The sequence below is a fragment of the Gemmatimonadota bacterium genome (assembly GCA_021295815.1).
Taxonomy (GTDB): Bacteria; Gemmatimonadota; Gemmatimonadetes; order Longimicrobiales; family Gaopeijiaceae; genus JAGWBQ01.
The window spans coordinates 126,006-151,931 of record JAGWBQ010000004.1 but is presented as its reverse complement, the minus strand read 5'-3'; the positions used below and the strand labels follow the sequence as shown (position 1 = coordinate 151,931).

18 protein-coding genes are annotated in these 25,926 nt (G+C 68.0%); all 18 read right to left on the bottom strand.

The features are described from left to right. Positions 1-47 precede the first annotated feature (47 nt). The 18 genes from recA to J4G12_02625 all read right to left on the bottom strand — a co-directional run bounded on the left by recA (position 48) and on the right by J4G12_02625 (position 25,922). Entirely contained in the window at positions 48-1,118 is a 1,071-nt protein-coding gene (recA, locus tag J4G12_02710; GenBank protein MCE2454717.1) for a recombinase RecA, read from the bottom strand. 285 nt (positions 1,119-1,403) lie between these two features. Next, positions 1,404-2,861: a hypothetical protein gene (locus J4G12_02705; GenBank protein ID MCE2454716.1), complete on the bottom strand. Its 1,458-nt coding sequence runs from the start codon at positions 2,859-2,861 to the stop codon at positions 1,404-1,406. Between the two features lie 317 nt (positions 2,862-3,178). Then, positions 3,179-3,859 carry a cytochrome c biogenesis protein CcsA gene (gene ccsA, locus J4G12_02700; protein ID MCE2454715.1) on the bottom strand — a complete coding sequence of 227 codons (681 nt, stop codon included), beginning with the start codon at positions 3,857-3,859 and terminating at the stop codon, positions 3,179-3,181. Positions 3,860-3,880: 21 nt separating this feature from the next. Continuing rightward, a complete protein-coding gene (locus J4G12_02695) occupies positions 3,881-4,591 on the bottom strand; it encodes a heme exporter protein CcmB (protein ID MCE2454714.1) in 711 nt (236 codons plus the stop codon). A 90-nt stretch (positions 4,592-4,681) separates the two neighbouring features. Further along, positions 4,682-6,994 (bottom strand): DNA internalization-related competence protein ComEC/Rec2, encoded by a 2,313-nt coding sequence (locus J4G12_02690; protein MCE2454713.1) that lies wholly within the window; start codon positions 6,992-6,994, stop codon positions 4,682-4,684. A 175-nt stretch (positions 6,995-7,169) separates the two neighbouring features. Then, the gene (locus J4G12_02685; protein MCE2454712.1) at positions 7,170-7,499 is read right to left on the bottom strand and encodes a hypothetical protein; all 330 of its coding nucleotides are present in this window, start codon (positions 7,497-7,499) and stop codon (positions 7,170-7,172) included. Beyond that, positions 7,496-8,989: a MiaB/RimO family radical SAM methylthiotransferase gene (locus J4G12_02680; GenBank protein ID MCE2454711.1), complete on the bottom strand. Its 1,494-nt coding sequence runs from the start codon at positions 8,987-8,989 to the stop codon at positions 7,496-7,498. The genes J4G12_02685 and J4G12_02680 overlap by 4 nt, the downstream gene beginning before the upstream one ends. A gap of 3 nt (positions 8,990-8,992) precedes the next feature. Continuing rightward, positions 8,993-10,210, bottom strand: a complete 1,218-nt coding sequence (locus J4G12_02675; GenBank protein ID MCE2454710.1) for a hypothetical protein — start codon at positions 10,208-10,210, stop codon at positions 8,993-8,995. Continuing rightward, positions 10,207-11,532, bottom strand: a complete 1,326-nt coding sequence (locus J4G12_02670) for a hypothetical protein (GenBank protein ID MCE2454709.1) — start codon at positions 11,530-11,532, stop codon at positions 10,207-10,209. The genes J4G12_02675 and J4G12_02670 overlap by 4 nt, the downstream gene beginning before the upstream one ends. A gap of 13 nt (positions 11,533-11,545) precedes the next feature. Next, entirely contained in the window at positions 11,546-12,757 is a 1,212-nt protein-coding gene (gene alr, locus J4G12_02665; protein ID MCE2454708.1) for an alanine racemase, read from the bottom strand. Positions 12,758-12,802: 45 nt separating this feature from the next. Then, positions 12,803-13,627, bottom strand: a complete 825-nt coding sequence (mazG, locus tag J4G12_02660) for a nucleoside triphosphate pyrophosphohydrolase (GenBank protein ID MCE2454707.1) — start codon at positions 13,625-13,627, stop codon at positions 12,803-12,805. Continuing rightward, the gene (locus J4G12_02655) at positions 13,605-14,690 is read right to left on the bottom strand and encodes a D-2-hydroxyacid dehydrogenase (protein MCE2454706.1); all 1,086 of its coding nucleotides are present in this window, start codon (positions 14,688-14,690) and stop codon (positions 13,605-13,607) included. Before J4G12_02655 ends, mazG begins: the two co-directional genes overlap by 23 nt. Before the next feature lie 19 nt (positions 14,691-14,709). Further along, positions 14,710-18,489 carry a hypothetical protein gene (locus tag J4G12_02650; protein ID MCE2454705.1) on the bottom strand — a complete coding sequence of 1,260 codons (3,780 nt, stop codon included), beginning with the start codon at positions 18,487-18,489 and terminating at the stop codon, positions 14,710-14,712. 48 nt (positions 18,490-18,537) lie between these two features. Continuing rightward, a complete protein-coding gene (gene asnS / locus J4G12_02645; protein MCE2454704.1) occupies positions 18,538-19,827 on the bottom strand; it encodes an asparagine--tRNA ligase in 1,290 nt (429 codons plus the stop codon). A 105-nt stretch (positions 19,828-19,932) separates the two neighbouring features. Beyond that, complete coding sequence (recG, locus tag J4G12_02640) at positions 19,933-22,122, bottom strand: ATP-dependent DNA helicase RecG (GenBank protein MCE2454703.1); 2,190 nt, start codon at positions 22,120-22,122, stop codon at positions 19,933-19,935. Beyond that, positions 22,119-23,042, bottom strand: coding sequence for a signal recognition particle-docking protein FtsY (gene ftsY, locus J4G12_02635; protein ID MCE2454702.1), 924 nt, complete (start codon positions 23,040-23,042; stop codon positions 22,119-22,121). The genes recG and ftsY overlap by 4 nt, the downstream gene beginning before the upstream one ends. Then, a complete protein-coding gene (locus J4G12_02630; protein MCE2454701.1) occupies positions 23,009-24,673 on the bottom strand; it encodes a hypothetical protein in 1,665 nt (554 codons plus the stop codon). Before J4G12_02630 ends, ftsY begins: the two co-directional genes overlap by 34 nt. A 61-nt stretch (positions 24,674-24,734) precedes the next feature. After that, positions 24,735-25,922: a M23 family metallopeptidase gene (locus J4G12_02625; protein MCE2454700.1), complete on the bottom strand. Its 1,188-nt coding sequence runs from the start codon at positions 25,920-25,922 to the stop codon at positions 24,735-24,737. Positions 25,923-25,926 lie beyond the last annotated feature (4 nt).

Here is a 25,926-nt window from a genome sequence, read left to right as displayed (position 1 = left end):
ATGACGCGTGGACGCGCCGCTTGAGAGAGCTTGCACATGGACGACAACTAGGCGTCCCCGCGCTCGGTTTCCGGCGCCTGCGGCGGGGAGAGACCCAGGGCGGCCCTCACTCGGGCCTCGATCTCTTCGAGCACGTCGGCGTTCTCCGCGAGGAAACCCTTCGTATTCTCCTTCCCCTGCCCTAGCCGAAGCTCGCCGTAGGAATACCAGGAGCCTGATTTCCGGACGATTTCGTGCTCGACGCCCAGATCCACCAGCAGGCCGAGATGGCTCACGCCCTCGTTGTAGATGATGTCGAATTCGGCCTGCCGGAAGGGCGGAGCGCACTTGTTCTTCACAACCTTCACCCGAGTACGGTTGCCGACCACGTCCTGGCCGTCCTTGATGGCGCCGATGCGCCGGATGTCGAGTCGCACCGAAGCGTAGAATTTGAGCGCCCGTCCACCGGAAGTGGTCTCCGGGCTCCCGAACATCACCCCCACCTTCTCTCGGATCTGGTTTGTGAAGATGATGGCGGTGTTGGAACGGCTGACCGCGCCGGTGAGCTTGCGGAGCGCCTGGCTCATCAGCCGGGCCTGGAGGCCCACGTGCGAATCGCCCATCTCGCCCTCGATCTCCGCCCTGGGTACGAGCGCCGCCACCGAATCGATGACGACCACGTCGACAGCCCCGCTGCGGATGAGCACCTCCGCGATCTCGAGGGCCTGCTCGCCGGTGTCGGGTTGAGCGACCAGCAGGTTGTCGATATTCACGCCCAGACGCTTCGCGTAGCCGACGTCGAGCGCGTGCTCGGCATCGATAATCGCGGCGACTCCTCCATCTTCTTGTGCGTTGGCGACGACGTGCAGGCAGATGGTGGTCTTGCCCGACGACTCGGGTCCGTAGATCTCGCTGATCCGGCCCTTGGGAAGACCGCCGATGCCGATGGCGGCGTCGAGCGATAGCGAACCGGTGCCGATGGTCTGTACGGAGACCATTTCGGCCCCCTCTCCCATCCGCATAATGGCGCCCCTGCCGTGGGCGCGTTCTATCTGTGTGAGGGCGGTGTCGAGCGCCCGCTGCCGGTCCTTCGCCTGTCGTTGAGGGACCGGCCTGTTTGTGGTTTTCCTCGCTGCCACTTCTCTCTCCTTTCTCCGCGGCCCGGTGGGTGGTGTGCGGGCCTGGTGTCGGTTACGCTACCGAATATAAACCGAACGACCCATATCCGGACAGCCCGGCCCTGAGCGGGCGAACCACCTCGTCGTCGCACGACGACCTGCGGACCGCGTGGAGAGACGATACAAGGAAGCGCGGGACAATTGAATGTCCTGATGGGACATCGCGTCCTCCGCCCTAACGGGAGAAGCCCGCCCGGCTTCGACTGCCGGACGGGCCTCCACTTCGGGTCGGGTCGCGCGGTTCGTCTACTTGCCCCTCGTGCCCTGCAGGTCGGTCTCGTAACCCTGCCACACGCCCGGTCGGACCGGAACGTAGAGCATCTGGAAGGGCCTTTCCTGATCGCGCATGGCGAAGACCGCCACTCCCATGTGCTCGCCCACGCGCATGATGTCGCCGCAGTCGAGCGAGACCTCGTTGCCGGAGCGCTGGTACTCTCGATCCTCGAAGGTGATCGCCTCGTCGTCCACGAACCACTGGGCGCCGGCGGCGTAGTCGCCCTCGAAGACGATGCCGGGACCGAGGTCGGACATCGGGATCCGCATAGAGCCGACCAGGGTGTCGCCCTGCGGCGAGACGTGAATCCGGACGCTCCGGCCCGACGCCAGACAGACCGAGACCGGAGTTCCGTCGGGCATCGGTGGCGCGACCTCCCTCGTCACCACTACCGTGTCGGGCGGCGGTGCGGGAATCATGAACGTGTCGGGCACGGGACGCATCATCAACTTGGGCTTGGCCGTGACCCTGGCGTCGTCGAAGGGCGTGAAGGCGATCGACCCCATCATCCCCCACTTGGGGGAGCGGTAGACGGAGAAGTAGCCTCGGGCCGGACGTTCGACGTAGTTGGCACCGAGCATGTGGGCCCCTACCCGCAGGCCGCCCAGATCCATCTGGGCACCGAAATTGATATCGAAACCGTTGTATTCCGACATCAGCGCGAGCAGCTTGCCGTCGGCCACTTCGACGTGAAGGGCTGACCCTACGAACCACCCGTCGGAATCGGCGAAGCGATAGAACTCCAGGAAGTCGCCGCCCTGGAACATGCCGGTGCCGTATCCGGCGGTGAGGGTGAAGTCGTGCTCGGGCAGCCCCCGGATGGCCGGGCCGCGGAAATAGGCCGTCGTGACCGCGTACAGCGACGCCTCGTTCTGAACCTCGTCGGTGTAGCCGAGGTACGAATCCCGCAGTCGCCTGTCCGAGATGCCCAGGCGGGTGGGCTGATAGTTGTTGTCGTCGCCGAAGTCCGGAGCCCGAACGAAGCGCCCTCCGACGGCGAGCCCGACGCCCTGGTTCTCCGGCTGGATCAGGCTCACGCGTCCGAAAAGACCCCAGACATCTCCTCCGTCGCTCTCATCGGCCAACGAGTGGACGGTCGCGCCGATCTCGGCTCTGTCGTAGAGACCGAGGGTGATCGAGCCGTCGCTGTAGTACCGGGATTCGACGGGCTCCTCCCATCCGACCACCTGTGCGGCCGGATCGATGATCGCGCTTCGGTCGTGGCTGGTGAAGAAACCGGACCACGTCCCCGTGATGGTGAGGTGCGGGAGGACGCTCGATACCGGGACGTCCAGCAGCCCGGATCCGTACCGCAGGGTGCTCGGCTGGGTCGTGGTCTGAGCGTTCAGGGGGCAGTCCGTGGAGACGGCGACGAACATCGCGACCGCCGCTGCGGCGACCAGTACGCTGCGAGATGTTTGGATGATCATGTGCTGCGATTTCTCGGTTGATGAAGTTTGGCCGGCGGCCGAGGCCGGAATCCCGGGAAGCGGCGTCCGCGCTTCAATGCCTGATTCTAACGTCAAGCTTTACCGATGGCAAACTAGCATACGGGGCCGTGGGAAACAAGGGCGGTTCCCAGAGCCTTTGAAACATGCCGGAAAAGCGTCAGTCCCGGTCGGTCCGGGAGAGTCGACGCGAAAGGATGCCCATCCACAGAGCCAGTCCGAGGAGGGGAAGGCTGAAGGCTAGGAAGACGTGCCAGTATTCGTTCATGGTGGCGAGGGTTCGGGGCAGTCGCGGGCGCTCAGTCCGGCGTCGAATTCGTCGTCGCGCTCGCTCGCGTGACGGCGACGTAGTTGGCGATCCAGAGTCCGAGGAAGAGAAAGGTGAAGGCGAGCAGCGACACGCCCAGCAGCGTCAGCATGTCGGAGGGCAGGTCCGGGCGTCCGTCGCTCTGCATCACCACCGCCTGCGGGTGGAGCGAGCGGAACACCTGCACGCTCACATGGATGAACGGAATGTCCAGCGCACCGATGATGGCGATGACCGCGGCGTAGCGCATGCCTTTTTCAGGATTCGCCGTCGAGCGTCGCACGAGGAGGTAGCCGAGGAAGATGAACCAGAGGATGAGGGTGAAGGTCAGCCGAGGTTCCCAGGTCCAGTAGGTGCCCCAGGCGATCTTCGCCCATAGCGGGCCGCTGACGAGCATGACGGTCGCGAATATCATCCCTCCCTCGACGGCCGTGAAGGCGGCGCGGTCGATGCGCGGGTCTCGAAGCCAGAGGTAGACTCCGCTCAGGACGGCCGCGAGGCCGAAGGCCAGAAACGCGGTCCATGCCGCAGGCACATGAATATAGAAGATGCGCTGGACCACGCCCTGGTCCAGATCCGTGGAGACCCAGAAGAAGGCGAGCGCGTAGGTGAGCCCGAGCCCGGCCATCCCCAAAAGGGTCAGTGCCCCGGCGGACCGGGTCAGCCCTTTCACTTCCTGATCCTGCGCATGTCGTTACTCCTCAACCAGGTAACGGAAGAGCACGGCCCCCGAAAAAAGCGACACCAGAGCGAACCCCCCGAGCCAGCGGATCGCCGGCACCGCCTCCGCGAGTCGGCCGGCCAGGGACGCGGACACCGCGTCCACCCCGAAAATTACAACCGGCACGGCGAGCGGGAGCACTAGAACGAGAAGGAGCGCGTCCCCCGATCTCGCCCCCGTCGAAATCACCGCGAGCAGGGTGCCGTGCGCGACGAATGCCAGAGCGCCGAGCGAGAGCGCGACGAGCGTCAGTCCGAAGGCGGGAGGCGTTGGGAATCCCGTGCCGAAGAGCAGTGCGAACGCCACCAGCACGAGCGTCGTGAGCGGGAAGACCACTACGGCGTTGGCGAGCGTCTTGCCGAGGTAGATGGCGTCCCGGGGAGCCGGACTCTGGAGGAGTCCGGTCAGGGCGTCGTCCTCGCGCTCCAGATGGAAGGTGCGGGCCACCGCGAGGAGGCCGCCGAAGACGAGCGTCATCCAGATTACCGGCGCGGCCAGCTCCCTGCTTCCGGCCCCGGTCCTGTCGAAGGCCAGGGCGAAAAGGAGGACGACGAGCGCCGAGAAGGCTGCCGCGGCGAGGACGCGCTCCCGGCTCCGCCGCTCGATGGAGAGGTCCTTGGCGGCGATGGCGAGTACCTGGGTCAGGAATTCCAAGTGGGCTGCGGTGGGGGACGTCCTTCGCACCCCTTTGGGGAAGAATTGTTCATGGCGTCGAAGTGAGGGAAGCGCCCGCTCGGGCGACGAGGGCATGTCGGCGGCGACGGCTGCGCGGGCTCAACGCCCGATCCTCACCCGGAAGCTGCCGTCGTCCCTGCCGATCACCGTCACGCTTCCGTCGCGATCGGTTCGGTAGATCCGAGCTCCTTCCGCCTCCAGACGCCTCACGACGCCGGGGTCGGGGTGCCCGAAGCGATTGTAGCGTCCGAGCGAGACGACGGCGACTTGGGGCGGTAGCCGGCGCGCGAGGTCGGGGGCCGTCGAGGTCCGGCTGCCGTGGTGGCCGACCTTGAGGATCTCGAGGGTGCGAGTTCGCGCGAGTATGTCGGGCAGGATGTCGAGCTCGACCTCGTCGGGCGCGTCTCCGGTGAGGAGAAGATCGAGTTCGCCGAAGCTCGCGAGCACGACGACGGAGGAGGTGTTGGCGTCCACGAATTCGGAGTCGGGGTCGGGCCAGAGGACGTGGAAATCCACTCCGTCCATGCTCCAGCTCTCGCCTTTGAGGGCTTGTCGCCAAGGTATCCCCCGGGCTTCGGCGATCTCCAGAAGCTCGATGTAGGCAGGACGCGCAGCGGGAAGGGCGGGGTCCAGCACTTCGACCACGTCGACGTCGCGAAGCAGCTCGGCCGCGCCCCCGATGTGATCGAGATCGGGGTGGGTCAGGATGAGCGCGTCCAGACGACGCGCACCGAGTTCGCGAAGCTGTCGGATCACCGCGTGCGGACGGTTTTCGTCGCGCTTGGGCGGTCCGGTGTCGAAGAGCAGCCAGCGTTTCCCTGGGGTGCGGACGGCCACGGCGTCGCCCTGGCCGACATCGAGGAAGTGCATGCTGAGCGTCCCCCTTCCGCTCCAGGCGAGTGTCAGCGGCCAGACGAGGAGGCCGACCAGCGTCCAGAAGGCGAGGAGGATGCGCCGGGTTCGAGATCGTGCCCGAATCAGGCGAGCCAGCAGCGCCCCGGCGGCGACGCCGGTCGCGCTGGCCGAGACGGTGGCCGCCGGTGTCCACGCGCTTGCCCAGGAGAGGGAGCTGGTCGCCTCGACCGCTCGCTGGAGGGCGAGGAGCATGAGTTCGACCCCGCCGGCGAAGACCTGAGCGGCTTCCGGCGACAAGATGTCGAGGGCAAGCGAGAAGAGGATACCCGGAACGCCTATCGCGACCAGGGGCGTCAAGGCCAATGTGTTGGGCACGCCGAGCAGGGCGACCTGCTCGAAGTGCCATACCACGATGGGGGTGGTCGCCGCCGTGGCTGCCAGGCTGGCCGAAAATGCCGAGACCGCCGAGCGTGGGAGGCGGAAGCGGCCGCTGCTCCAGCGTTCGAAGAGGTTCTCGAGCGGGCGGGTCCAGGCGAGGAGGCCGGCGGCGCCGGCGAAGGAGAGCTGGAAGCCCGCGCTCCAGAGCCGGGTCGGGTCGAGGAGGAGCAGTATGAGCGCCGCGCCGCCGAGGCCGCCCCAGCGCGCCTGCGGCCTGCCGAGCGAGTGAGCCAGAGCCAGAAAGGTGACGATCACCGCAGCGCGCGAGGCGGCGTCGGGGAAGCCTATGAAGCCGACGTAGGCCCAGGTGGCGAGAGCGGCGGCGATCCGGGCTCGACGGCGGCCGAGGCCGATCAGGCCGAGGAGGACCCGGAGGATGCCGTAGACTAGTCCGGTGTGGAAACCGGAGATGGCGAGCAGGTGGGCGAGTCCGGCATCGGCGAACGCTTGGCGCAGGGCCGGATCGAGCCCTTCCCGCCTTGCGAGCACCAGCGCCGACGCGAGACCGCCTCGCTCACCGAAGAGCTCTCCGAGCCGGTCGGTGAGCGAGGCGCGCCAGCGCACGAGGGCCCAGCGCGGCGAAGCCGACCGGCCCGAACCCGCAGGCGCGGCGGCCGCCGCGCCCGCCCTGAACCAGGGACCCGCGCGCCCCTCCCGCCACTCGCCGCCGAGCACGACCGGTTCGCCGGCGCTCACATCCAGGCGGGCGAGGTCGCCGAGGGCGGCCTCGCCGAAGTAGACCCGGATCTCGCAGGCGGTGGCCCCTCGGGTCCGCGACTCGTCCGCAGAACCGGGTCCGGTACCGTGTCCCGCTCCGTTCCCGACTCGCTCCACGAAGAAGGACGTCGATCCCTCCCCCGGCATCGCCAACAGCCGACCGACCACGGTTTCGCTCCCACCGCCGCATGGAGGCGAAGCCCGCGCCCACGTCCCGGAGAGCAGGCCCGCTAGGACTATGAGAAGCCAGAGCATGGAACCCGGACCCACGCGTCGCAATGGCCGGATGGGCGTCAGCAGAACAGCGGCGAGCAGGAGCGGCGCGGCGGATTTGAGCGCGCCGATGTCCGAGAAGGCGATGCCGATCGCAAAGGCCAGTGCGACGTGGGCGACCGGCGGCATCGTTCCCAGCGGTAACGCCAGCCGATGTTTCGTTGGACTTCCTCTCTACATGAGTTGCAGCTTCAGGATCGCCGGCCGTGCGCGGCGAACAGGAGCGGACCGTTCCCAACACGCTCCCCCAGCTAGAGCTCGTTGCGAGACCTGCACTAGCGCCGAAAGCGGCGAAGCGCCGCTGTCAGAGCACCTCCTCGCCCCTACGGTCTTCTCCGGCGAAGAGGTCGCGCTGGGTGTGATCGACCATGGTCACGCGCTCCTGGTCCGCCTCTTCGGCGAGCCGGGTGCGCAGGATGCGCCGCACTTTCAGGTCGGAGTGTATCCCCGCGACGATCATGACTAGCAGACCCGCAACGAAGCCCCCGAAGGCGACCGCCGAAACCGGAACTCGTCTCAGCGTCATGAAACCGAGGTCGATGGCGACTCCTCGGTCGGTGTTGAGCGTGGCGAAGGCGAAGGCGCCTGCGCCGATGAGGGCGATGGCGAGAGCGCTCCACGTGCGCGCGCTCATCCGGCCGCGTGAGCGAGCAGTTCGTCAGCAAAGGGGCTCTCATGCCCGGCGAAGGTCGCGCCGGTCGTGGAATCGAGCTTCACCCGGGCGTAGTCGCCGGGTCGAAGACGGTCGGACGCGAAGGCCACTACCTTGTTCCTCCGCGTCCGACCGAGGAGCTGGCCTGGGTATCTGGCCTCGCGCTCCACGAGCACCTCCTCCACTCGGCCCACCTCGTCGCGGTTGATCTCGGCCTGGATCTCGCGGGTGACGTCGATCAGCTCGCTCAAGCGCCTGGACCCGATCTCAGGACCGATGAACTGGCCTGCGGGAAGGCGCGTGGCCGGAGTCCCCGGGCGCGGCGAATATTTGTAGGTGAAGGCGTCGTCGAAGCGGACGTCGCGCATGAGATCGAGCGTGGCCTCGAACTCCTCTTCGGTCTCGTCCGGGAAGGCGACGATTACGTCGGTGGAGAGAGCCAGGTCGTCGATGGCCGACCGGGCGAGCTCGACCTTCGCCATGAAGCTCTCGACGGTATATCGGCGGAGCATGCGCCTGAGCACCCGATCCGATCCCGACTGGACGGGCAGGTGGAGCTGCTCGCATACGCTCGGCTCGGTGGCCATCACCTCGACCAGCTCTTCCGAGAGATCGTTCGGGTGGGGCGAGGTGAAGCGCACCCGCCGGATCCCGTCTATGCGCGCGACGCTGCGGAGAAGGCGCGGGAATCCCCATTCTCCCCGACCGTAGGAGTTCACCGTCTGGCCCAGAAGCGTGACCTCGCTGACTCCGGCGGCGGCAAGCCGCCTGATCTCGGCGATGATCTCGGCGGGATCGCGGTTCTTTTCCGAGCCGCGCACGTAGGGAACGATGCAGAACGTGCATCGGTGGTTGCATCCCCGCTGGATGGGAACCCAGGCGGACGGACCTTCGCTCCTTCTCGTCTCGAGGCCGGCGTAGTTCTCGTCGAGATCGAGATCGAGCACCGCCAGCTGCAGGCCGCGGCGACGGCCGTTGCCGGGGACGGCGGTCCGGAAGCCGGAGGAGCAGGAGTCGCCGGATGCGGTCCCGGCGGACGAGGCGCCGGCGGGCTCGCCCTCGGGGCTCCCTCCCTCCCGCAGAGCGGCCAGCTTCTCCGGCAGGGAGCGATAGCCGTCGGGTCCCATCACGAGATCGACCGCGGACGCCTTGGCGAGCAGCTCCTCGCCCATGCGCTGCGCCATGCAACCGGTGACACCGAGGACCAGATCGGGCTTCGCGCGCTTCAGCCCGGAGAGCTGTCCTACCCTGCCGATCACCCGCCGCTCGGCGTTCTCTCGGATGGCGCAGGTGTTGACCAGGATGACGTCGGCCTCTTCAGGCGACGAAGCGATACGGTACCCGGCTCCGTCGAGGATCCCCTGCATGAGCTCGCCGTCGGCGATGTTCATCTGGCAACCGTAGGTCTCCACATAAGCCCGGGGAAGATCCGATCCTCGCCGAGGAGACGGTCCGCCGATCGTTCGCGCCATCGGTCAGAAGCCGGACACCGACAGAGACACGGTTACGCGCCAGAAGCTCTCGGAGAGGATGAAGTCCTGCCGCCGTCCCCTCTCGACCGCCAGGTCCGCGCTCGCCAGGGTCAGCTCTTCGCTGCCTGCGAGGGGGAAGCCGATTCCGCCGGCGAACACGGTCTCGACGGCGGCCTCGGAGTCCGGCCCTCGGGGTCCGCCGCCGTTCCCGTACTCGGTGAAGGCGAACGGCAGCCGGCTCGAACGGTACCCGAGCCGCAGCGGAGTCCCGCGCCCGAAGAGTCGTCCCCGGGTGAGCTCGATGCCGATCCCGTAGCCGAACGAGCTGCTCGCGGTCACGTCTTCGGCCAGATCGGTGGAGCTCTGCGACCAGTCCGCGTACACCGCGCTCCCGGCGAGTTGGAGCCCGCTCGAAAGGGCCAGGGAGAAGCCGCCCCGGTAACGTGCCGGCACGCCCCAGTAGCGGTCCGACTCCGTCGTGCCTTCCTGGGCGGCGGCGCGCAGATCCTGCGACCAAGTCGCGCTCACGGCCAGGCGAAGGATCGGGACGACGTCGGCCGCCGCGCCCAGGGTGCCCGTCCAGCCGGAGTACGACCATCGCGATTCCCTCCGGTAGGTGCCGATGGTCGAGAGGGAGTCGTATGCGGTGAAGTCCCGGGTCAGGAGCGAGCCCAGCGAGCCCACGTTGCGACCCACAAGCGCCCCGAGCGAGAGCGAACCGTCCAGGAACGAGCGGGCATAGCCCATTTGGACGTGCGAGAGGGCGCCCTCCTGATCGAAGGTCTCCTGCGCCTGTCGCGTTCCGCTGATGAGCTCGACCTGGATGACCCGTTCTGCGGAGAAGCGCTGCTCGAAAGTGGTGCTGAAGCTGAGGGTCGCGAGCCCGCTGGCGAGGGGGTAGCCGACCGCAACGGCAGGGAACCGGTTGCCGCGAAACCGGCCCGCGTCGGTACCGCGCTCGTACTCGACCCACGACGGCTGCGCGACTATGGTCGCTCGGGGGACGCCGATCCGGCCGGCTGCCGCCGGATCGTTGACCTGGAGCGAGCTGCCGGTGAGTCCGATGCCGAAGCTGCCCAAGGCGCGAGCTCTGCCGTCGAGGGGTTCGCTGGGCAGCCCCAGTCCTGCGGCGGAGTAGATCGACTGGGCGCCAAGGGCTGAGGCGGGAATCAGGAGCGCCGCCAGCAGCACGGCCGCAAGCGGGCGGACCGCCGGACTCACGATCCGCTCCCCGATCTGCTGACCGAGATCACCACTTTGAGGTAGGGCGGATGCTCGCCTTCGGGTCCGTGGAAGGCGGCGTAGGGAAGCGACGCCGGTTCGACCCGCGCCAGGAGGGCGAGGGTTCCGGTTACCGGATCGCCTCGACCGTCCACACCGCGCACCACGTCTCGAACGAAGGACGTGACGGGTATTTCGATCTCCGCATTCCGACCTTCGGGCTGGAATGCCTCGGGTGCCACCTTCTCGCCGAGCAGCCCCGTGAGCGAGGGACCGAGCGGAGACTTGGGGAGCGAAGCGCTTGCAAGTACGGGGCGGGCGTCCACGGTGACGGAGTCGCTCGGTCTGAAGGCGGCGGCGACCGCCTTGGCGTGGAGAACGATGGCGGCATAGTTGATCTGGGAGGGCTCGAAGGACGCCGGACAGCCGACTGCCGCGCAGAGCTCCGGCGGCCCGGTGAGCGATGTGAGCGACCCGACCTCGAACACCGTGCGCCAGGCGGGAACGCCTCCAATACGGCCTCCTTCCTCCGGCGCCGTCGGATAGGGATCGTAGACGAAGGTCAGGTCTTCCTGGACGACGTGGAGATAGAAGGTGGAGTCGGGGTGGAGCGAAGGACGAGTGTGGAGGCGAAGTCCGGTACCCCTCACGTCGAGTCTCGCCCCCGGCGTGATCAGACGCAGCCGGGCGCCCCGGGTCACGTCGGCGGTGTCGGCCCACTCCGCGATCCTCGCCGAGTCGATCTCGAAGGCCAGCGAGTCTCCCTCCTCCGGGTTCCAGGTCGCGATACCGAGAGGCTCGACCGGCCCGCCTCCCGGTTCCGGCCAGAGTCTCGAGTTGCCGCTGGTATCCACCGACGACCACCAGTTCGAGGTGCGGTCGTCCCATTCCACCGTGGTCGCCCCCAGCTCGACCTCCACGGGGCCGTCGGTCACGCTCGCCAGGGTGTCGAAGTAGACGACGAAGCGGCCGCCGATGTAGGTGAGGGCGGAGTCGGGTCGGGTCGTGCCAGTCGTGTCCCGCACCGATACCGACACCGGGTAGGCGCCCCAGCGCACTATGGTGTGCGAGTCGAGCTCGCCCCGGAAATCGCTCGCCAGCACCGAGTTCGGCAGGTCCGCCGGCGAGCCGTAGCCGCCGTAGGTGCGGAAGCCGGAGCCGAAGCCGTCCCAGTCGACGTGCAGCTCGACGGTGACCGGCGACTCGGGAAAGCGGTTGGGGTCGAGCGAGGTAGGCACCACTTCGTCACAGCCGCCGAGCATCGCCAGTCCGACCAGCGCGACCGCCGCGCAGGCCCTAGGAAGCGGTTCGAATGCGATCACGGGATCAGCGGACTCAGTCAATTGGCACACCCTTCCATATTCTCGGCAGGCGGGGGGAGAGACCCGTTAAAATCTCGTAAGGAATCGTGTCCGCGAGGGTGGCGACTTCGTGGAGTGCGAGTCCCTCGTCGCCCCCCGGACCGATCACGGTGGCGACATCGCCCCTTCTCACCTCTTGCGCGGCATCCACCCTTACCACCGTAACGTCCATTGAGGTCCGGCCGATCAGTGGAGCAGGGCGACCTCCCAGTACCGCCCAACCGCGATCGCCTAGCCTCCGTGGCAGTCCGTCGCCGTAGCCGATGGCGAGCGTCGCCCAACGTTCGTGACGCCGGGCGGTGTAAGTCGCGCCGTAGCCCACGGTGTCTCCCGGGCCGGCTTCCTTAACGTGCGCCACTCTCGCCTTGACGGTCGCCACCGGACGCGGAAGTTCGAGATCGGACGCCGGCCGGCCTCCGTAGAGGAAGATGCCGGGGCGGATGGCGTCGGCGGCGAGGTCGGGAGCGCGCAGAACGCCGGCCGAGTTGAGGAGGTGGACGGCGGCGGGTCGGCGGGGAGCGAGTCGGGCCAGAGCCGATTCGAGGCGCATGCGCTGTTCGCGGATCGACGGTTCCGACTCGTCGGCGGAGTGGAGGTGGGAGAAGATCCCTTCCAGGACTAGCGTCGGTTCGGCGCCGTCGGCGCTCCTGCCGCGTCCGAGCAGCCCGGCGACCTCCGGGGCCCATGTGGAGGCTCGACGCCAATCGAAGCCGGCGCGCCCCATCCCGGTGTCGATCTCGAGGTGGACCCGAACCGGAGGGCCTCGGTCGGCTCCGTGCTTCCCTGCCCCGCCGCCGCTCCGCGCCGCGCGGAGCTCCCGGATCCCGCGCAGTTGGTCGAGGTCGGTGATCGCGAGCTCGAACCCGGATGCGACCGCGACCCCGATCTCCGACGGCAGGGCCGGAGAGGCGACGAAGATGGGCGCGGCTATCCCGGCTCGGCGCAGGGCCGTGCCCTCGGCGACCGCGGCAACCCCCAGCTTCCATGGTTTCAGGGGGGCGAGCGAGCGAGCGACCTCGACCGCCCCCAGTCCGTAGCCGTCGGCTTTGACCATCGGGACCAGCGCGACACCGGTTCCAGCCTTGGCAGCCAGGCTCGCCGCGTTGGCCCGCAGGGCGTCTGCATCCACCTCCACCCAGGCTCGACCGTCGGCGGGAGGCGGGCAAATGGCGTTCGGATCCGTCATGCGGCTGCTTCCCACCGCCGAGTCCGGGCGGGCGCCGCATCCGGCCTAACGGGCTTGATCGGCGCTCCTCCGGGCCCGCTTCACCTCATCCCACAGCGAATCGAGCAGCACGAGACCGGCCTCCGGCATCGCGATCCCCCGCTCGACGGCCAAGGCCTCCATGGCCTGGAAACGCTCCCTGAAGCGACGATTCGCCCGTGCCAGCGCGACGGTCGGGTGGACGCCGAGCAGGCGGGCCAGGTTCACCACCGCGAACAGCAGGTCCCCGAGCTCGGACTCGACGGCGCTCGCGGGGCCGTCGTCCACGGCCTCCCTCACCTCCTCCATCTCCTCGTCGCACTTGTCGAACGCCCCCTGCCAGTCGTCCCAGTCGAACCCGACCACCGCAGCCTTCTCCTGCATCCGGTACGACCTGGTGAGCGGATCGAGCCCTTGGGCGATCCCCGCGAGGGCGCTTTCCTCGGCGGATCGTTCCGTAGCCTTGCGTCGCTCCCAGGCTGCCGGACCGGCGGCGGCCGCAGTCTCGTCCCCCCAGACGTGCGGATGGCGACGGATCATCTTCGCCTCGAGCCGTCCGAACACGTCCTCGCAGGTAAACCGACCCGCCTCCTGACCGACAACGATCTGGAAGGCGAGATTGAGCAGAAGATCCCCAAGCTCTCCGGCGAGCTCCTCGTCCGAGCCCTCGCTCACCGCCTGGGCGACCTCCGCCGCCTCCTCCAGCAGGTGCGGAACGAGGCTTTCGGCGGTCTGCTTCCTGTCCCACGGGCAGTGCGCCCGCAGATGGCGGACCAGGGCGAGCGTCTTTTCCAGAACGCTCCCGCCCTCGACTTCGGCTCCGGGGGTCTCAGTATCCGCGTTTCGGGTCAACTACGTTCCTCCATTCCCCGAGAGGGGCTCCGGCGAGATAGCGCCGAAGGTTGTGCAGAATCAGGTCGGTCTCGCGCCGCCAGAAACCTCGGGTCACCGCCGAAACGTGCGGAGTGAGGATCACGTTGTCGAGGTCCCAGAGCGGGTTCGCGCACGAGAGCGGTTCATGCTCGAAGACGTCGAGCCCGGCGCCGCGCAGTCTGCCCGAACGCAGCGCATCGACGAGCGCTCGCTCGTCGACCACGCCGCCCCGGGAGACGTTGACCAGCACGGCGCCCGGCTTCATGGCGGCTAGGGCGGCCCCGTCGATCAGACCGCGAGTCTCGGCGGTATCGGGAACCGCGACGACGACGGCGTCGCTGGCCGCCAGGAGCTCGGGGAAGGCATCCGGGCCGAAGACGGCGACGTTCCGGGTCGCTCCGTCGTCGGATTCGTCCGCGCCGGACGACGTGTCCGCCCCGACGGCCCGCCGGCCCCTCACGCTTCTGCGCACAGCCAGGACCGAAGAGCCGAAGGCGGTCAGCAGGCGGACGAGGGCCCGCCCGATTCCCCCGTAACCCACGATGCCCACGGTGGCCGAACCCAGCTCGCGCACCGGAGATTCGGCCCTGAGGTAGGGGAGTGCGCTCCAGCGCCGCATCGCCTGGTTGCGCACAGCGAAATCGAGGCCGCGAAAGAAGTGCAGGAGCATGGCGAGCGCAGTCTCGGCCATGGGTCGGGCGTGGATCCCGGCCGAGTTGGTGAAGACGATCTCGCTCGCCTTCAGCTCCGGCGTGAGCGAGCCTCGCACGCCGGCGGCTCCCGAGTGCGCCCAGCTCAGGGCCGGCGCCGCTCGCACGAGCTCGGCGGGAAGGCCGTAGCCGAGGTATATCTCGCAGTCTCGGGCCAATTCCAGGAGGCTTCGCGAGGCGGAGGCGTCGCCGTCCCCGCTCCCGTCGGCAGGCTCTTCGCTCATCTCGAGCCGCCACCCCTGAGGAAGAGCGGCGCGGATCTCCTCGGGCACCCAACCGGGTAGAGCCCACACCGGGCGGCGGTCCGCGAGGTTGACGACGACTGTGCGCAAGGTCCGGCCCGCTAGCCCCTCACCGACCGAGTCCGAGCAGCGCCGAAACCTGTTCCTCCGGCCGGGGAATCCCCCGCGAGACCGAGACTCGGACACCCGAGTCCGAGCCGACCTCCATTCCTGCAGGCAGGTCTCCGCTCCAGTCTCGCACGATCGCCGTCAGCCGTCCGGCGCCGTCCCGGATCGCGGCGAGAGCCGGACCTTCCCGGCCTTCCATCGTCACGCTTCCCGAAGGGCCTTCCAGCCTGAGAGCGGTCAGGGCGCCCGCCCAGCCGGCCTCGAGAGGAAGGACGGCGATGAAGTGCTTGCCGCCGTATGCGTCGGGCATGAGCTCGAGTTCGTGGCGGAAGAGAACGCCGCCGCGCGGATCGAGGCCGGTCACCGCGTAGGCTCGGTGCTCCCCGGATCCCACGCCCGCCTCGAGAGAGAGAGAGCCGCCCGCCGCGGCCGTCCGAGCGGGCAGGTCCATGAGGAGCGCCGGATCGAGAGACGCCCCGTCGGGCCCTTCCGCCGTGCCCCAGACCACGAGCGACGGCACGGTGGCGTCCGGTACGGTTCCCCGGGCGACGGCGGCGCTCGACGTCTCCTGCTCGAGCCTGTAGGCGAGGGCCTTTTCAAAGTGATAGTCGCTCAGCCAGCTCCGATCTTCGCCGAAGCAGTATCCCATGATGTCGCGACCGAACGTCGGGGCGATGAGCCGTTCATTTTCGAAGTCGGTCCCCCAGACGCCTATGCGTCCTCCGGCGTGAGGAAAATCTGGGTCGGGAGAGTTGGCGCCGCCGCAAGGCGCGTGGCCGAGATTCATCGAGTGGCCGATCTCGTGCGTCATGACCGCATCGTCTATCAGCCCCACGGCGACGGGCAGGCCTCTGAACGCGAAACCCCTGATGAACGACCCGGTGTTCTTGCGCACCGCGCCGTAGTAATATCCCTTGCTCCCTTCGGCGGCGCGCAGCAGGCCGATCTCGCGCAGGAACTCTCCCCAGCCCGTGAAGGTCCCGAGGTCGGCGGTGGTGACGTACGGCTCGCGCACTCCGATCACCAGGGATCCGACCGGGAGCGTCTTGCGCAGGAGCGCGATCTGCGGACTGTCGCGATTGAGCCCCCTCGTCCAGTCGAGCACCCCCGAATCGTCCCAGCCCGAACGCATCACGGGCACGACGGTCAGCTCCAGGGCCGGCAGGGTCACGACTCCGAGATCGATCGCGCCTTCGGCCGGGTAGACGCTCACGCTGCCCGGAGCCAGCGGCACCTCGCCGTCCGGATCGACACGGACGACGAGTCCCGTGCCGGGCTGAAGAAGTTCGCCGTGTATGCGCGCATTGTACGAGGCCTTCCATCTCCCCTCGTCGATCTCCGGTTCGAGGGGCGGTCCGTCCCGCCACATCCTAACCGTATGGAACTCCACGCCGTTCCTATGGAGCGAGGCTTCGACGACCGGGCTGTGAAAGCTGACGGGGTCGCCGGTCAGAAAGACGCGCAGAAGCGAGTTGCTCCCGGCGATCAGCGGAACGTCGCCGCCCGCGCGCTGCACGCCCTGAGTCACGTAGACGAGGGGGATGTCCAGCTTCACCTCCGCAGGTAGCTCGCACGTGCTGCCGGCCGACTCCGTGATCCCTCCCAGCCACTCCTGGAAGTCGTCGTCGGGCGGAGCGCAGAGCTCGGTGTTCGAGAAATCGAAGACCGCGGGCGAGAGCCGACTCATCTCGGCGGGCAGCGGACCGTGGAGAGGGTTGCCGTCGAGCCGCAGCACCTCGAGCTCCTCCAGCGCGACGAACTCGCGAGGGATGCGACCGGTAAGTCGATTGCGGCCCATGTCGATCCGCTCCAACGCGTCGAGCGCGGTCAGTGAGAGCGGCAGTTCCCCGGAGAGCTCCTCATCCCTGAGCTCCAGAGCGACCACCCTGCCCTCGGCGTTTAACTCCACCCCTTCCCAGTCGCCGGGATCGGAGTCGCTCCCCTGGCCCTCGCTCCAGTTTCGGCCTTTGGTGGACTCGAAGAGGTCGATCAGGGCGAGTTCGTCGCGGAAGCCGGGTTCGCAAAGATTTTCTGCCAGGTAGGTGACCTGCCTGAGCCATTCTTCGAAGCTCCGGTGCGGCGGCGGGCAGAGTCCGGTATCGAAGAAGCTGAACTCCTCCAGACCGAGGCCGATCAACGCGACGGGAAGCAGGCCGCGGAGTTCGGTTCCGCCCAGGTGCAGGGCGGTGAGCTTCGCCATCTCGCCGTATTCCGGGGGAAGCGCACCGCTCACCGGATTGCCGGTGAGGTCGATTTCCTTCAGGTGGGGAGCGAGCGCGACCGGGAGCGGGCCGTCGAGCCGGTTGTCTTTCAGATCGAGGCGCTCCAGGGACTCCATGTGGCCCAGTTCGACCGGGAGTTCGCCGGTAAACCCGTTGTCCGAGAGCTTCAGGAAACGCAGAGCGTCGAGATCGCCCAGCGTCGCCGGCAGGCTACCGGAGAATGAGTTCTCCCGGAGGTCGAGAGTGACGAGTGCGCGGGCGCGCCCTATGGAGTCGGGAAGCGGACCGCTGAATCCGTTCTCCTCCAGCCGCAGAGTCTCCAGCGTCGCCAGTCCGCCGAAGGAGGGCGGGAGCGGTCCTTCGAGATCGTTTCCGGAGAGGTCGAGCTGGGTCAGGAAACGGAGCCGGCCCAGCTCGGGCGGAAGCTCGCCGGTAAAGAGATTGTTCCCCAGGTGCAGGCTTCGGAGACCTTGGAGCTGACCCAGCGTGAACGGCACGGTGCCGGTGATCCGGTTTTGCGAGAGGTTGAGCGATTCGAGGCTGTGGAGGCGACCCAGCTCCGCAGGAAGCGGACCCCCGAGCCGGTTGTTGCTGAGCTTGAGGGTCTCGAGCCGGTAGAGACCGCCGAGAGCCGCCGGTACCACCCCTCCGAATTCGTTTCCGGAGAGATCCACGTGCCTGAGGGACGATATCGAACCCAGCGCCGGAGGGATGGATCCGGAAAATCCGTTGCCACCGAGCTGAATAACCTGGAGCGCGGACATCTCGCCGATTCCGGCGGGGAGCGGACCGCTCAATTCGTTGGCGGCGAGATCGAGATGGACGAGTGCCTTCAGGTCGGCGAACTCCTCCGGAAACGCTCCGGAGAGCGCGTTGCCTCGGAGAGAGAGCCGTTCCAAAGCAGTGAGCTCGCCGAGTTCGGACGGGATGGACCCTGCGAGGTCGTTGCCGGCGAAGTCCACGTGCTCGAGCGACTGGAGGGAGCGCAGGGCCGCCGGGAGGGAGCCCCTGAGGTTGTTCGCCACCAGGATGAGGTGGGTGACGCGGCCCGCCGAGTTCGTGGTGACTCCTTCCCACTGACCGATGGGACGGTTGGACAGCCAGTGGGCGGAACGATTCCAGGCCCCGCCCCTGGCGGTGCGGTAGAGCGCCTCCAAGGCTTCCTTGTCCTGGCTGCTGCTCCCTACGTATACCCCGTGAAAATCAACCTCCGCAGCCACCTGTCCGACCGCGAGCAGTTGAACGTTCCTGACCTGATCGACGAAGGTTATCGAGGCGTCGACCCCGCTCACCCTGACCTGGTGAGCACCCAGGGGGAGCTCCCCGAAGCGGTATTCGCCCATCGAGTCGGTGCGTTGCGAGTAGGTGACCTCCACCGTGTTGGCGAGGGTCACCAGCGCTCCCGGCAGCGGCTCCCCCTCCAGAGTGACCTTGCCGAAGATCGCGCCCCTGAGCGGCTCCGAGGGCGGTGAATCCCCGCACGAGACCAGGAGCGGCAGCACCACCAGCCACCCGAACCTCGCTCCCCTGGGTCCGGTCGCCACCGCCAGCTTCGTCACGCTGCGACTCGCCGGAGCGGATGGTGAAGCGGGAGGCCGGCCATAGGATCAGGGATAGAGTCGGTTCAAGAGACGCGGGAAGGGAATCAACTCTCGAATGTGGTGCCGCCCGGTCAGCCACGCAACCGTGCGCTCCACGCCGATGCCGAAGCCGGAGTGCGGGAAGGTGCCGAACCGACGCAGGTCGAGGTACCAGGAGTAGGCCTCCTTCGGGAGTCCCTCCTCGTCGATGCGCCTGAGGAGCTTTTCCTGATCGTCCTCGCGCTGCGAGCCGCCGATGATCTCGCCGACGCCCTCGGGGGCGAGCAGGTCGTTGCAGAGGACCGTGCGCGGGTCGGTGGGATTCTCCTTCATGTAGAAGGCCTTGGCCCGGGCCGGATAGTCGTGGACGAAGACCGGGACGCCGAAGTGCTCGGCCACCGCCAGTTCCTCCCGGGCGCCGAGGTCCGAGCCCCATTCGATCTCGGATCCGCCCGCCCTAAGGAGCTCGACGGCGTCGGTGTACGCGATGCGCGGAAACGGCGGCGTCACCCGCTCGAGGAGCTCCGTGTCGCGCTCCAGGGTCTCGAGCTCCTCCGCGCACCGCTCCAAGGTACGCTCGACGATGTAAGCGACAAGGCTTTCCTGAAGCCGCATGTTGTCGTCCGAATCGGCGAAGGCGACCTCGGGTTCGACCATCCAGAACTCGGTCAGATGACGGCGGGTCTTGGATTTCTCGGCCCTGAAGGTGGGACCGAAGCAATACACCTTGCCGAACGCCGGGCACGCCGCCTCAACGTAGAGCTGGCCGGTCTGCGCGAGGAAGGCTCGCTCGCCGAAGTAGTCGGTCTCGAAGAGAGTTCCGGCCTCTTCTCCGATCGCCCCCGTCAGGATGGGGGTGTCGATGCGCACGAAGTTCTCGCGGTAGAGATAGTCGTGGATCGCCTGTTCGACCTCGGCGCGCACCTTGAGCCCGGCCCGCTGCCTGGCGGAGCGGAGCCAGAGATGGCGGTGGTCGAGAAGGAAGTCGACGCCGTGCTCCTTGGGCTGGATCGGGTACTCGTCGGAACCGGAGTGTTGAACCAGCTCAGTGACGCCCAGCTCGTAGCCGCCCGGCGCCCTGGGGTCCTTGCGCACGCTTCCCGTCAGCGAGACGACGCACTCCCGGGTGAGGGCGCGATGCGTCTTCCAGGTCTCCTCAGACACTCGCTTTCGGAGAACGACGCCCTGCAGGGTCCCGGTCCCGTCCCTGACGACGAGAAAGGCCACCCTGCCGTGCCCTCGGGTCGTTTCGACCCAGCCCCGCACGGTCACCTCCGATCCGACGTGCTGGGAGAGGCCGGCTATTGTGGCTATCATCGGTGACGTTGATTGGATGGCGGCTGAAGTGTGTTCGGCAAGTGAGTAAGATAGCGAACCACGCCCGTCACGAACGTCGTCCGGCTCGGCCCGCGTTCGACGCGGTCAGCCGGTCCGGTACAACTCGAGTTTCTCGCCGTAGCGGGCTTCGAGGACCTGGCGCAGGGTGACGTGGGCGGCGGCCCTGAGATCGGGATCCCTCGCGATAAGCTCCCCCGCCCTGCTTCTGGCGGCTTCGACCAGATCGAGGTCCCGGGTCAGATCTGCGAAGCGGAAGTTTCGTCTCCTTCCGTGCTGGTCGCTTCCGAAGAGATCGCCCTCTCCGCGAATCTCCAGATCCTGTTCGGCCACCCGAAAGCCGTCCTGAGTGTCGACGAGCACGTCGAGCCGCCTGGACGCGGCCCCGCGAGGGGCTCCCGCGTTCGACGCCCCGGCCACGAGTATGCAATGGCTCCGCGTGGCTCCCCGTCCTACCCGTCCGCGCAATTGATGGAGCTGAGAGAGACCGAAACGCTCGGCGTGTTCGATCACCATCACCGTGGCGTTGGCGACGTCTATTCCCACTTCGATCACCGTGGTCGCCACGAGGACGTGCGTGCGGCCCGCGAGGAAGTCGCGCATTATGTCGTCCTTCTCGGACGAATGCAACTGGCCGTGGAGCAACGCCAGCTTCCGGTGCTCGAACACGGTGTCGGCGAGCCGTTCGTACTCGTCCTCGGCGGCGCGCAGGTCGAGCTCCTCGGACTGGGCGACGATCGGGTAGACTATGTACGCCTGACGCCCGGCCTCCAGCTCAGCGTCGATGAAACGGTAGATCTCCTTGCGGTCCCGCGGCTTCGCGAGCCGGGTCTCGATGGGCCGGCGTCCCTTGGGAAGCTCGTCTATGACGGAGACGTCGAGCTCGCCGTACAGGACCATCGCGAGGGAGCGGGGAATGGGGGTGGCCGACATGACGAGCAGATCGGGGCGCTCCTCGCCGCCGCGCCGGGTGAGCGAGAGCCGCTGGCGCACCCCGAAGCGATGCTGCTCGTCCACGACCACGAGGCCGAGGCCGGAGAAGTTGACGCTCTCCTGGAGAAGGGCGTGCGTGCCCACGATCACGGGGGCGCCGCCTTCGATCTCGACGAGCGCCTCCCGCCGGGCCGGCGCACCCAGCCTTCCGGTGAGCAGCGTCGGCCGGATCCCGGTCGGCTCCAGCAGCTTGCGCAGCGAACGGGCGTGTTGCTCGGCCAGGAGTTCGGTGGGGGCCATGAGCGCGCCCTGGCGTCCGCTCTCCACAGCGATGAGCATTGCGAAGAGGGCGACCACGGTCTTGCCCGAACCCACGTCGCCCTGGAGAAGCCGGTTCATCCGCCGGGGCGAGGTCATGTCGTCCGAGATCTCGCGCAGCACCCGCGTCTGGGCGTCGGTGAGCTCGAAGGGAAGCGCCTGAAAAACCGGCTTGATCCTGCTGTTGTCGCGCGAGTGCCTGACGCCTCGGTCCCGAGCCGTCTCCCTGCGGGCTCGAGCCTGCACGATCTGGAGAAAAAAGAGCTCGTCGAAGGCCAGACGACGGCGGCCCGCCTCGATTTCGTCCATGGTCGAGGGACGATGCAGAGAGCGGAGGGCCTGCGACAGGCCGGGCAGTCCGAGGGTCGCGCGCTCGGCGGCGGAAAGAAACTCGTCATCGTCGGCCCACTCGAGCAGTATGGAGAGATTGGCGCGGAAGGCATCCCTGAGGATCCACTGCGGAACGTCCTTGCCCGTCGGGTAGGTGACGAAGATCGTACCGTCGGCATCCGGGCCGGCCGCCTCCGATTCCCCTTCCCGGAACGAGACTCCCTGCGGCCGCCCCCCGGGTCCGCCCGGGCCTCCGAACCGTGAGCGCCGGTCCCTTTCCAGCACCGTGAAGTCCCTCGACTGAAGCTGTTTGCCGTGAAAGAACTTCACCTTGCCCAGGATGAGCAGTTTGTCTCCCTTTCGGATCTTGCGATCCAGGTAGGGCTGCCCGGGCCAGGCGGCGGTGATCATCCCTGTGCGATCACGAACGATCGCCTGGAAGATGCGCAGGCCGGAGCGAGTGGGAACGATGCCCTTGCTGGCGACGGTACCGATCACCGTGGCCTCGTCGCCGACGCCCAGTTCGCCGATGCGCGTGACCTCCGTGGCGTCCACATGGCGGCGCGGCACGTGATAGAGGAGGTCCCGAGCCGTCTGGATGCCGAGCTTGGAAAGGTCGGCGGCTCGCTTGGGGCCCACGCCCTTCAAATACTGCACCCGCCGTTCCAGACGGGAGTAGGGCCTCGGTGCGCTCAAGCCCCGAAGACGCCGTCGAGGAAGCTCTCCCGGTCGAAGCGCGCCAGGTCGCCGAGCTGCTCGCCGGTGCCGACGAGCTTGACCGGAACCCGGTGTTCCTCGGCCAGCGCGACCACGATTCCGCCCTTGGCCGACGAATCCAGTCTGGTGAGGACGATGCCTGTGACCGGGAGCGTGGACGCGAAGCCCTCGAGCTGCGAAAGCGCGTTCTGCCCGGTCGTGGCGTCGAGAACGATCAGCGTCTCGTGGGGCGCTCCGGGAAGCCGACGAGCCACGACCCGCTCGATCTTGCCGAGCTCGCTCATGAGCGACGCGTTCGTGTGCAGTCGCCCGGCGGTATCTATGATCGCGACGTCGATACCGCGGGAGATGGCGGCCGATACCGCGTCGAAGGCCACCGCAGCCGGATCGCCTCCCTCCTTGCCGCGCAGGAACTCGGCACCGGACCGCTCAGCCCAGACGGCCAACTGCTTGACCGCGCCGGCCCGGAAAGTGTCGGCGGCGGCGACTAGAACCGACTTCCCCGCGCTCCGCAGGTGATGTGCGACCTTCGCGGTAGAGGTCGTCTTGCCGGTTCCGTTGACGCCGACCATCAGGTACACGGTCGGAGCCGATGTGCTCGCTGCCAGGGTTACCGGTCCGGCGGAGGCCAGGATGGAGTCGGTGGCACGGCGAAGCTCGGCACGCCGGTCTCCCTTGCCACGGTCGAGTCGGGCGATGAGACGGTCGGCGGCGCGGACGCCGAAGTCGGCTTCGATAAGGAGTTCCTCCAAATCCTCCACGGTGGGACGCTCGGGGGAAAATCTGCCGAGCAGCGGGAGCCGGACGGCTCGCCGCCAGAAGCCGGTCTGCCCGTTGCTCCTTCCGGCCTGCTTCTTACCGGCGCTCACCGCAGCCCGCTCCTCCGTCTGACGTACCACTCGGTGCAGATCAGTCCGAGGACGAGCAGGTAGGGCCAGGCGGCGGTGCGGAGGGGCGAGCCGACAGCTGCTCCGTCGGCGGTCGGCGGTCGGTTTTCGAAGGCGTTCCGCAGATCCATCGGGGTCGGGATCAGTTCCGGGGAGGGTAGGATATGGGGTTCGGCGGCCTCCGCGGCTTCGACCGCCCGCCCGGAAAGCAGCCAACCGGCGATCGCCGACCATAGCTGTCGGTAGGTGTCGCGCGCCTCCGGCCGCATGGCCCAGCGCCAGAACCCTCCCGCCGCGACCAGCGCCATTCTGCGGTCGCCCCGCGAAACCAGGTAGATGGCGGTCTCGTGCTCGGTGGAGGCCGCCCGAGTCACCTCGAGGGCGGGCAGGGCGTCGCTCGGACCTGCGGATATGAGCAGGTCCGTGAGCGGGGGCAGCCCGGGCGGAAGGGAGACGAGCTCCGCCGCGAGCGGAGAGGGAGGGAGTTGGGAGAGGACGTACCACTCGCCGCCCACCGGTGCTCCGACCGATATTCCCGTCAGACCGGCGGCGGACGGGGATCGGGGAATGACGAGCGCGGGAGCCGAGCTTGCCGCTATCTCCGATGCGAGCTCGCCGTCGCCGTCCCTGACCTGGTGCGCTATGATGACTGCGGCGTCGGCGAGGGCGTTCCGCACCGTGTTCCAATCCACCGGGGGGGTGCGCTCGCTTGCAGTGCCGGTAGGCGCCCAGAGACCGTCGCCCGCACTCAGATAGCCTGCCGCCGGGAGCCCGGTGACCTCGGCGAAGGCGGAGAGCAGGTGGCGGGGTTCCCAGTCCGGAAGCTCGGAGACGAGCACTACCGCCCCGACGCGGTGGCCCACCGCCCCGTCCGCGGTGATCTCGTCGTCGGCTGCGAAGGCGTCGGCCGCAGCTCCGGTCGCCCCGCCGACGATCGAGATCCGCGCCCGGTAGCGAGTCACGCCGGCCTCCGCGGCAGCGACGGTCTCGAGCGGAATCCGCAGAGTGCGGCCCGGCGACGGCAGGCCGATGCGCTGGAGAGCCGGCGTTCCTCCTCCCAGGAGCTCCACCACGGCGGAGTCGGCTCCTTCACCGAAGATCTCGACCGTCGCCTCGACCGTTCCCCCGGGAACCGGCGCATCGCCGACCTCGAGTGCGCGCACGCCCGCATTGACCACCTCCTGGTCCACCGCCTCGAACTCGACGGTGACCGGCAGGTCGGCAAGCGCCGAGGTCGCCTCGACGCGGTCGTGGAGGCGCAGGTCGGAAACCACGACGATCTCGCCCGCCCCCAGTTCGACCGCCCGGCGCAATGCCGGCGCCAGCTCGCTGTCGTCAAAAGGGAGCGAGCGCCAGCCGTCCTCTTCGTAGCCGGCGACCAGTTCCCGGGCGCGAGAGGCGGCAACGCCTCCGGCGGTCATGCTCGGGCTCTCGTCGAGAAGGACGAATCGCTCGACTCGGGCGCCGCCGCCGATTCGGAGATCGAAAAGAAGGACGATCACCGTCACGAGAGCCAGCGAACGCAGACAGACGAGGTAGGGAGAGGCCGGAACGCGCAGTTCGCGGCGCATGTAGGTGTGCCAGGCGAACCCGACGCCCAGCCCGGCTGACGACGCCAGCAACAGGCCGGTCAGCGGAGACACGGAGCCGTCACCTCGTCTCGAAGAAGGTCGGCGTTGTCCTGATCCTCCAGCCGCCCCGGTTTCATCCCGGCACCTGGGACCCGGGCGGCTCCTCGGTGCCGGTCTCGTCCACAAGCCTCAGAAGCTCCATACTGGCGTCGCGCCGAGCCTCCCAGAGCGAACGGACCTCGTCGGGAACCGGGTCGTCGGCCGGAAGGTCCACCGAGAGCGGATCCACGTGGCGCCCGCTCCTTAGCATCTCGTAGTGAAGGTGATAGCCGGTGGCGAGACCGGTCATGCCCACGTAACCGACCACCTGGCCCTGCGAGACCGGTGAGCCGGCGGTCACGCCGCGCGCGAAACCCGACAAGTGCCCGTAACGGGTCTGGAACCCCGAGGGATGCCTGATGACCACCGCCTTCCCGAGTGCGCCGCGCGCTCCTGCCGAGACCACGACTCCGCTGCCGGTCGCCATCACCGGCGTTCCCCGGTCGGCGGCGTAGTCGACTCCCCTGTGAGCGCGCCACCTCTTCAGGACGGGGTGGTAGCGCGAGAGCGTGAATCTCGACGAGATGCGTCTGTACTCGAGTGGTCTGAGCAGGAAGGCGCGTCGCACCGACTCCCCCTCCACGTCGAAGTACGATCCCCTGCCGTCGTCGTTCGGGTCGAACCAGACGGCGGTGAAAGGGGACCCCGAGTTGACGATCTCCGCAGAGAGGATCCGCACCGAACGAGTCGAGCCGTCGAGGCGATACGAGCGCTCGGCGACGAAACGGAATCGGTCGCCGCGCCGGATCTGGACGGTGAAGTCGATCTGCCACTGGAAGATCTGGTCGAGCTCGTGGATGAAGCGGGCCCGGTCGGACAGACTGAGAAATCCGAGCTCGGGCACGCCCGTGACCGCTCGCCACAGGTCGTTCTCGATGACGCCGTTCGCCATCACCGTGTCGGTGCCGAGCGGGTGAGAGACAAGCTCGCCGCTCCACTCCGCGCGCTCCCCGTCGAGCCGTTGCCGCACCAGAACCAGGCTCTCGTCAGGGTTGAGGGCGACCTCCAGACCGCGCACGTCGTTCTCGTCCGCTCCGGTGCGCACCGTGACCTTCGATCCCGCCCGGATGCGTCTCGGATCGGCGTGATCGCGAAATTCCGTGAGGGCTTCGCCCCACTCCGAGGCCGGCACCACGCCCAACAGAATGTCGCCCAAGGTCTCTCCTCGGTCGACCGTCAGTACCCGCTGGCTCTCGATCGGACGGGCAAGGACCGGTGCCATGACG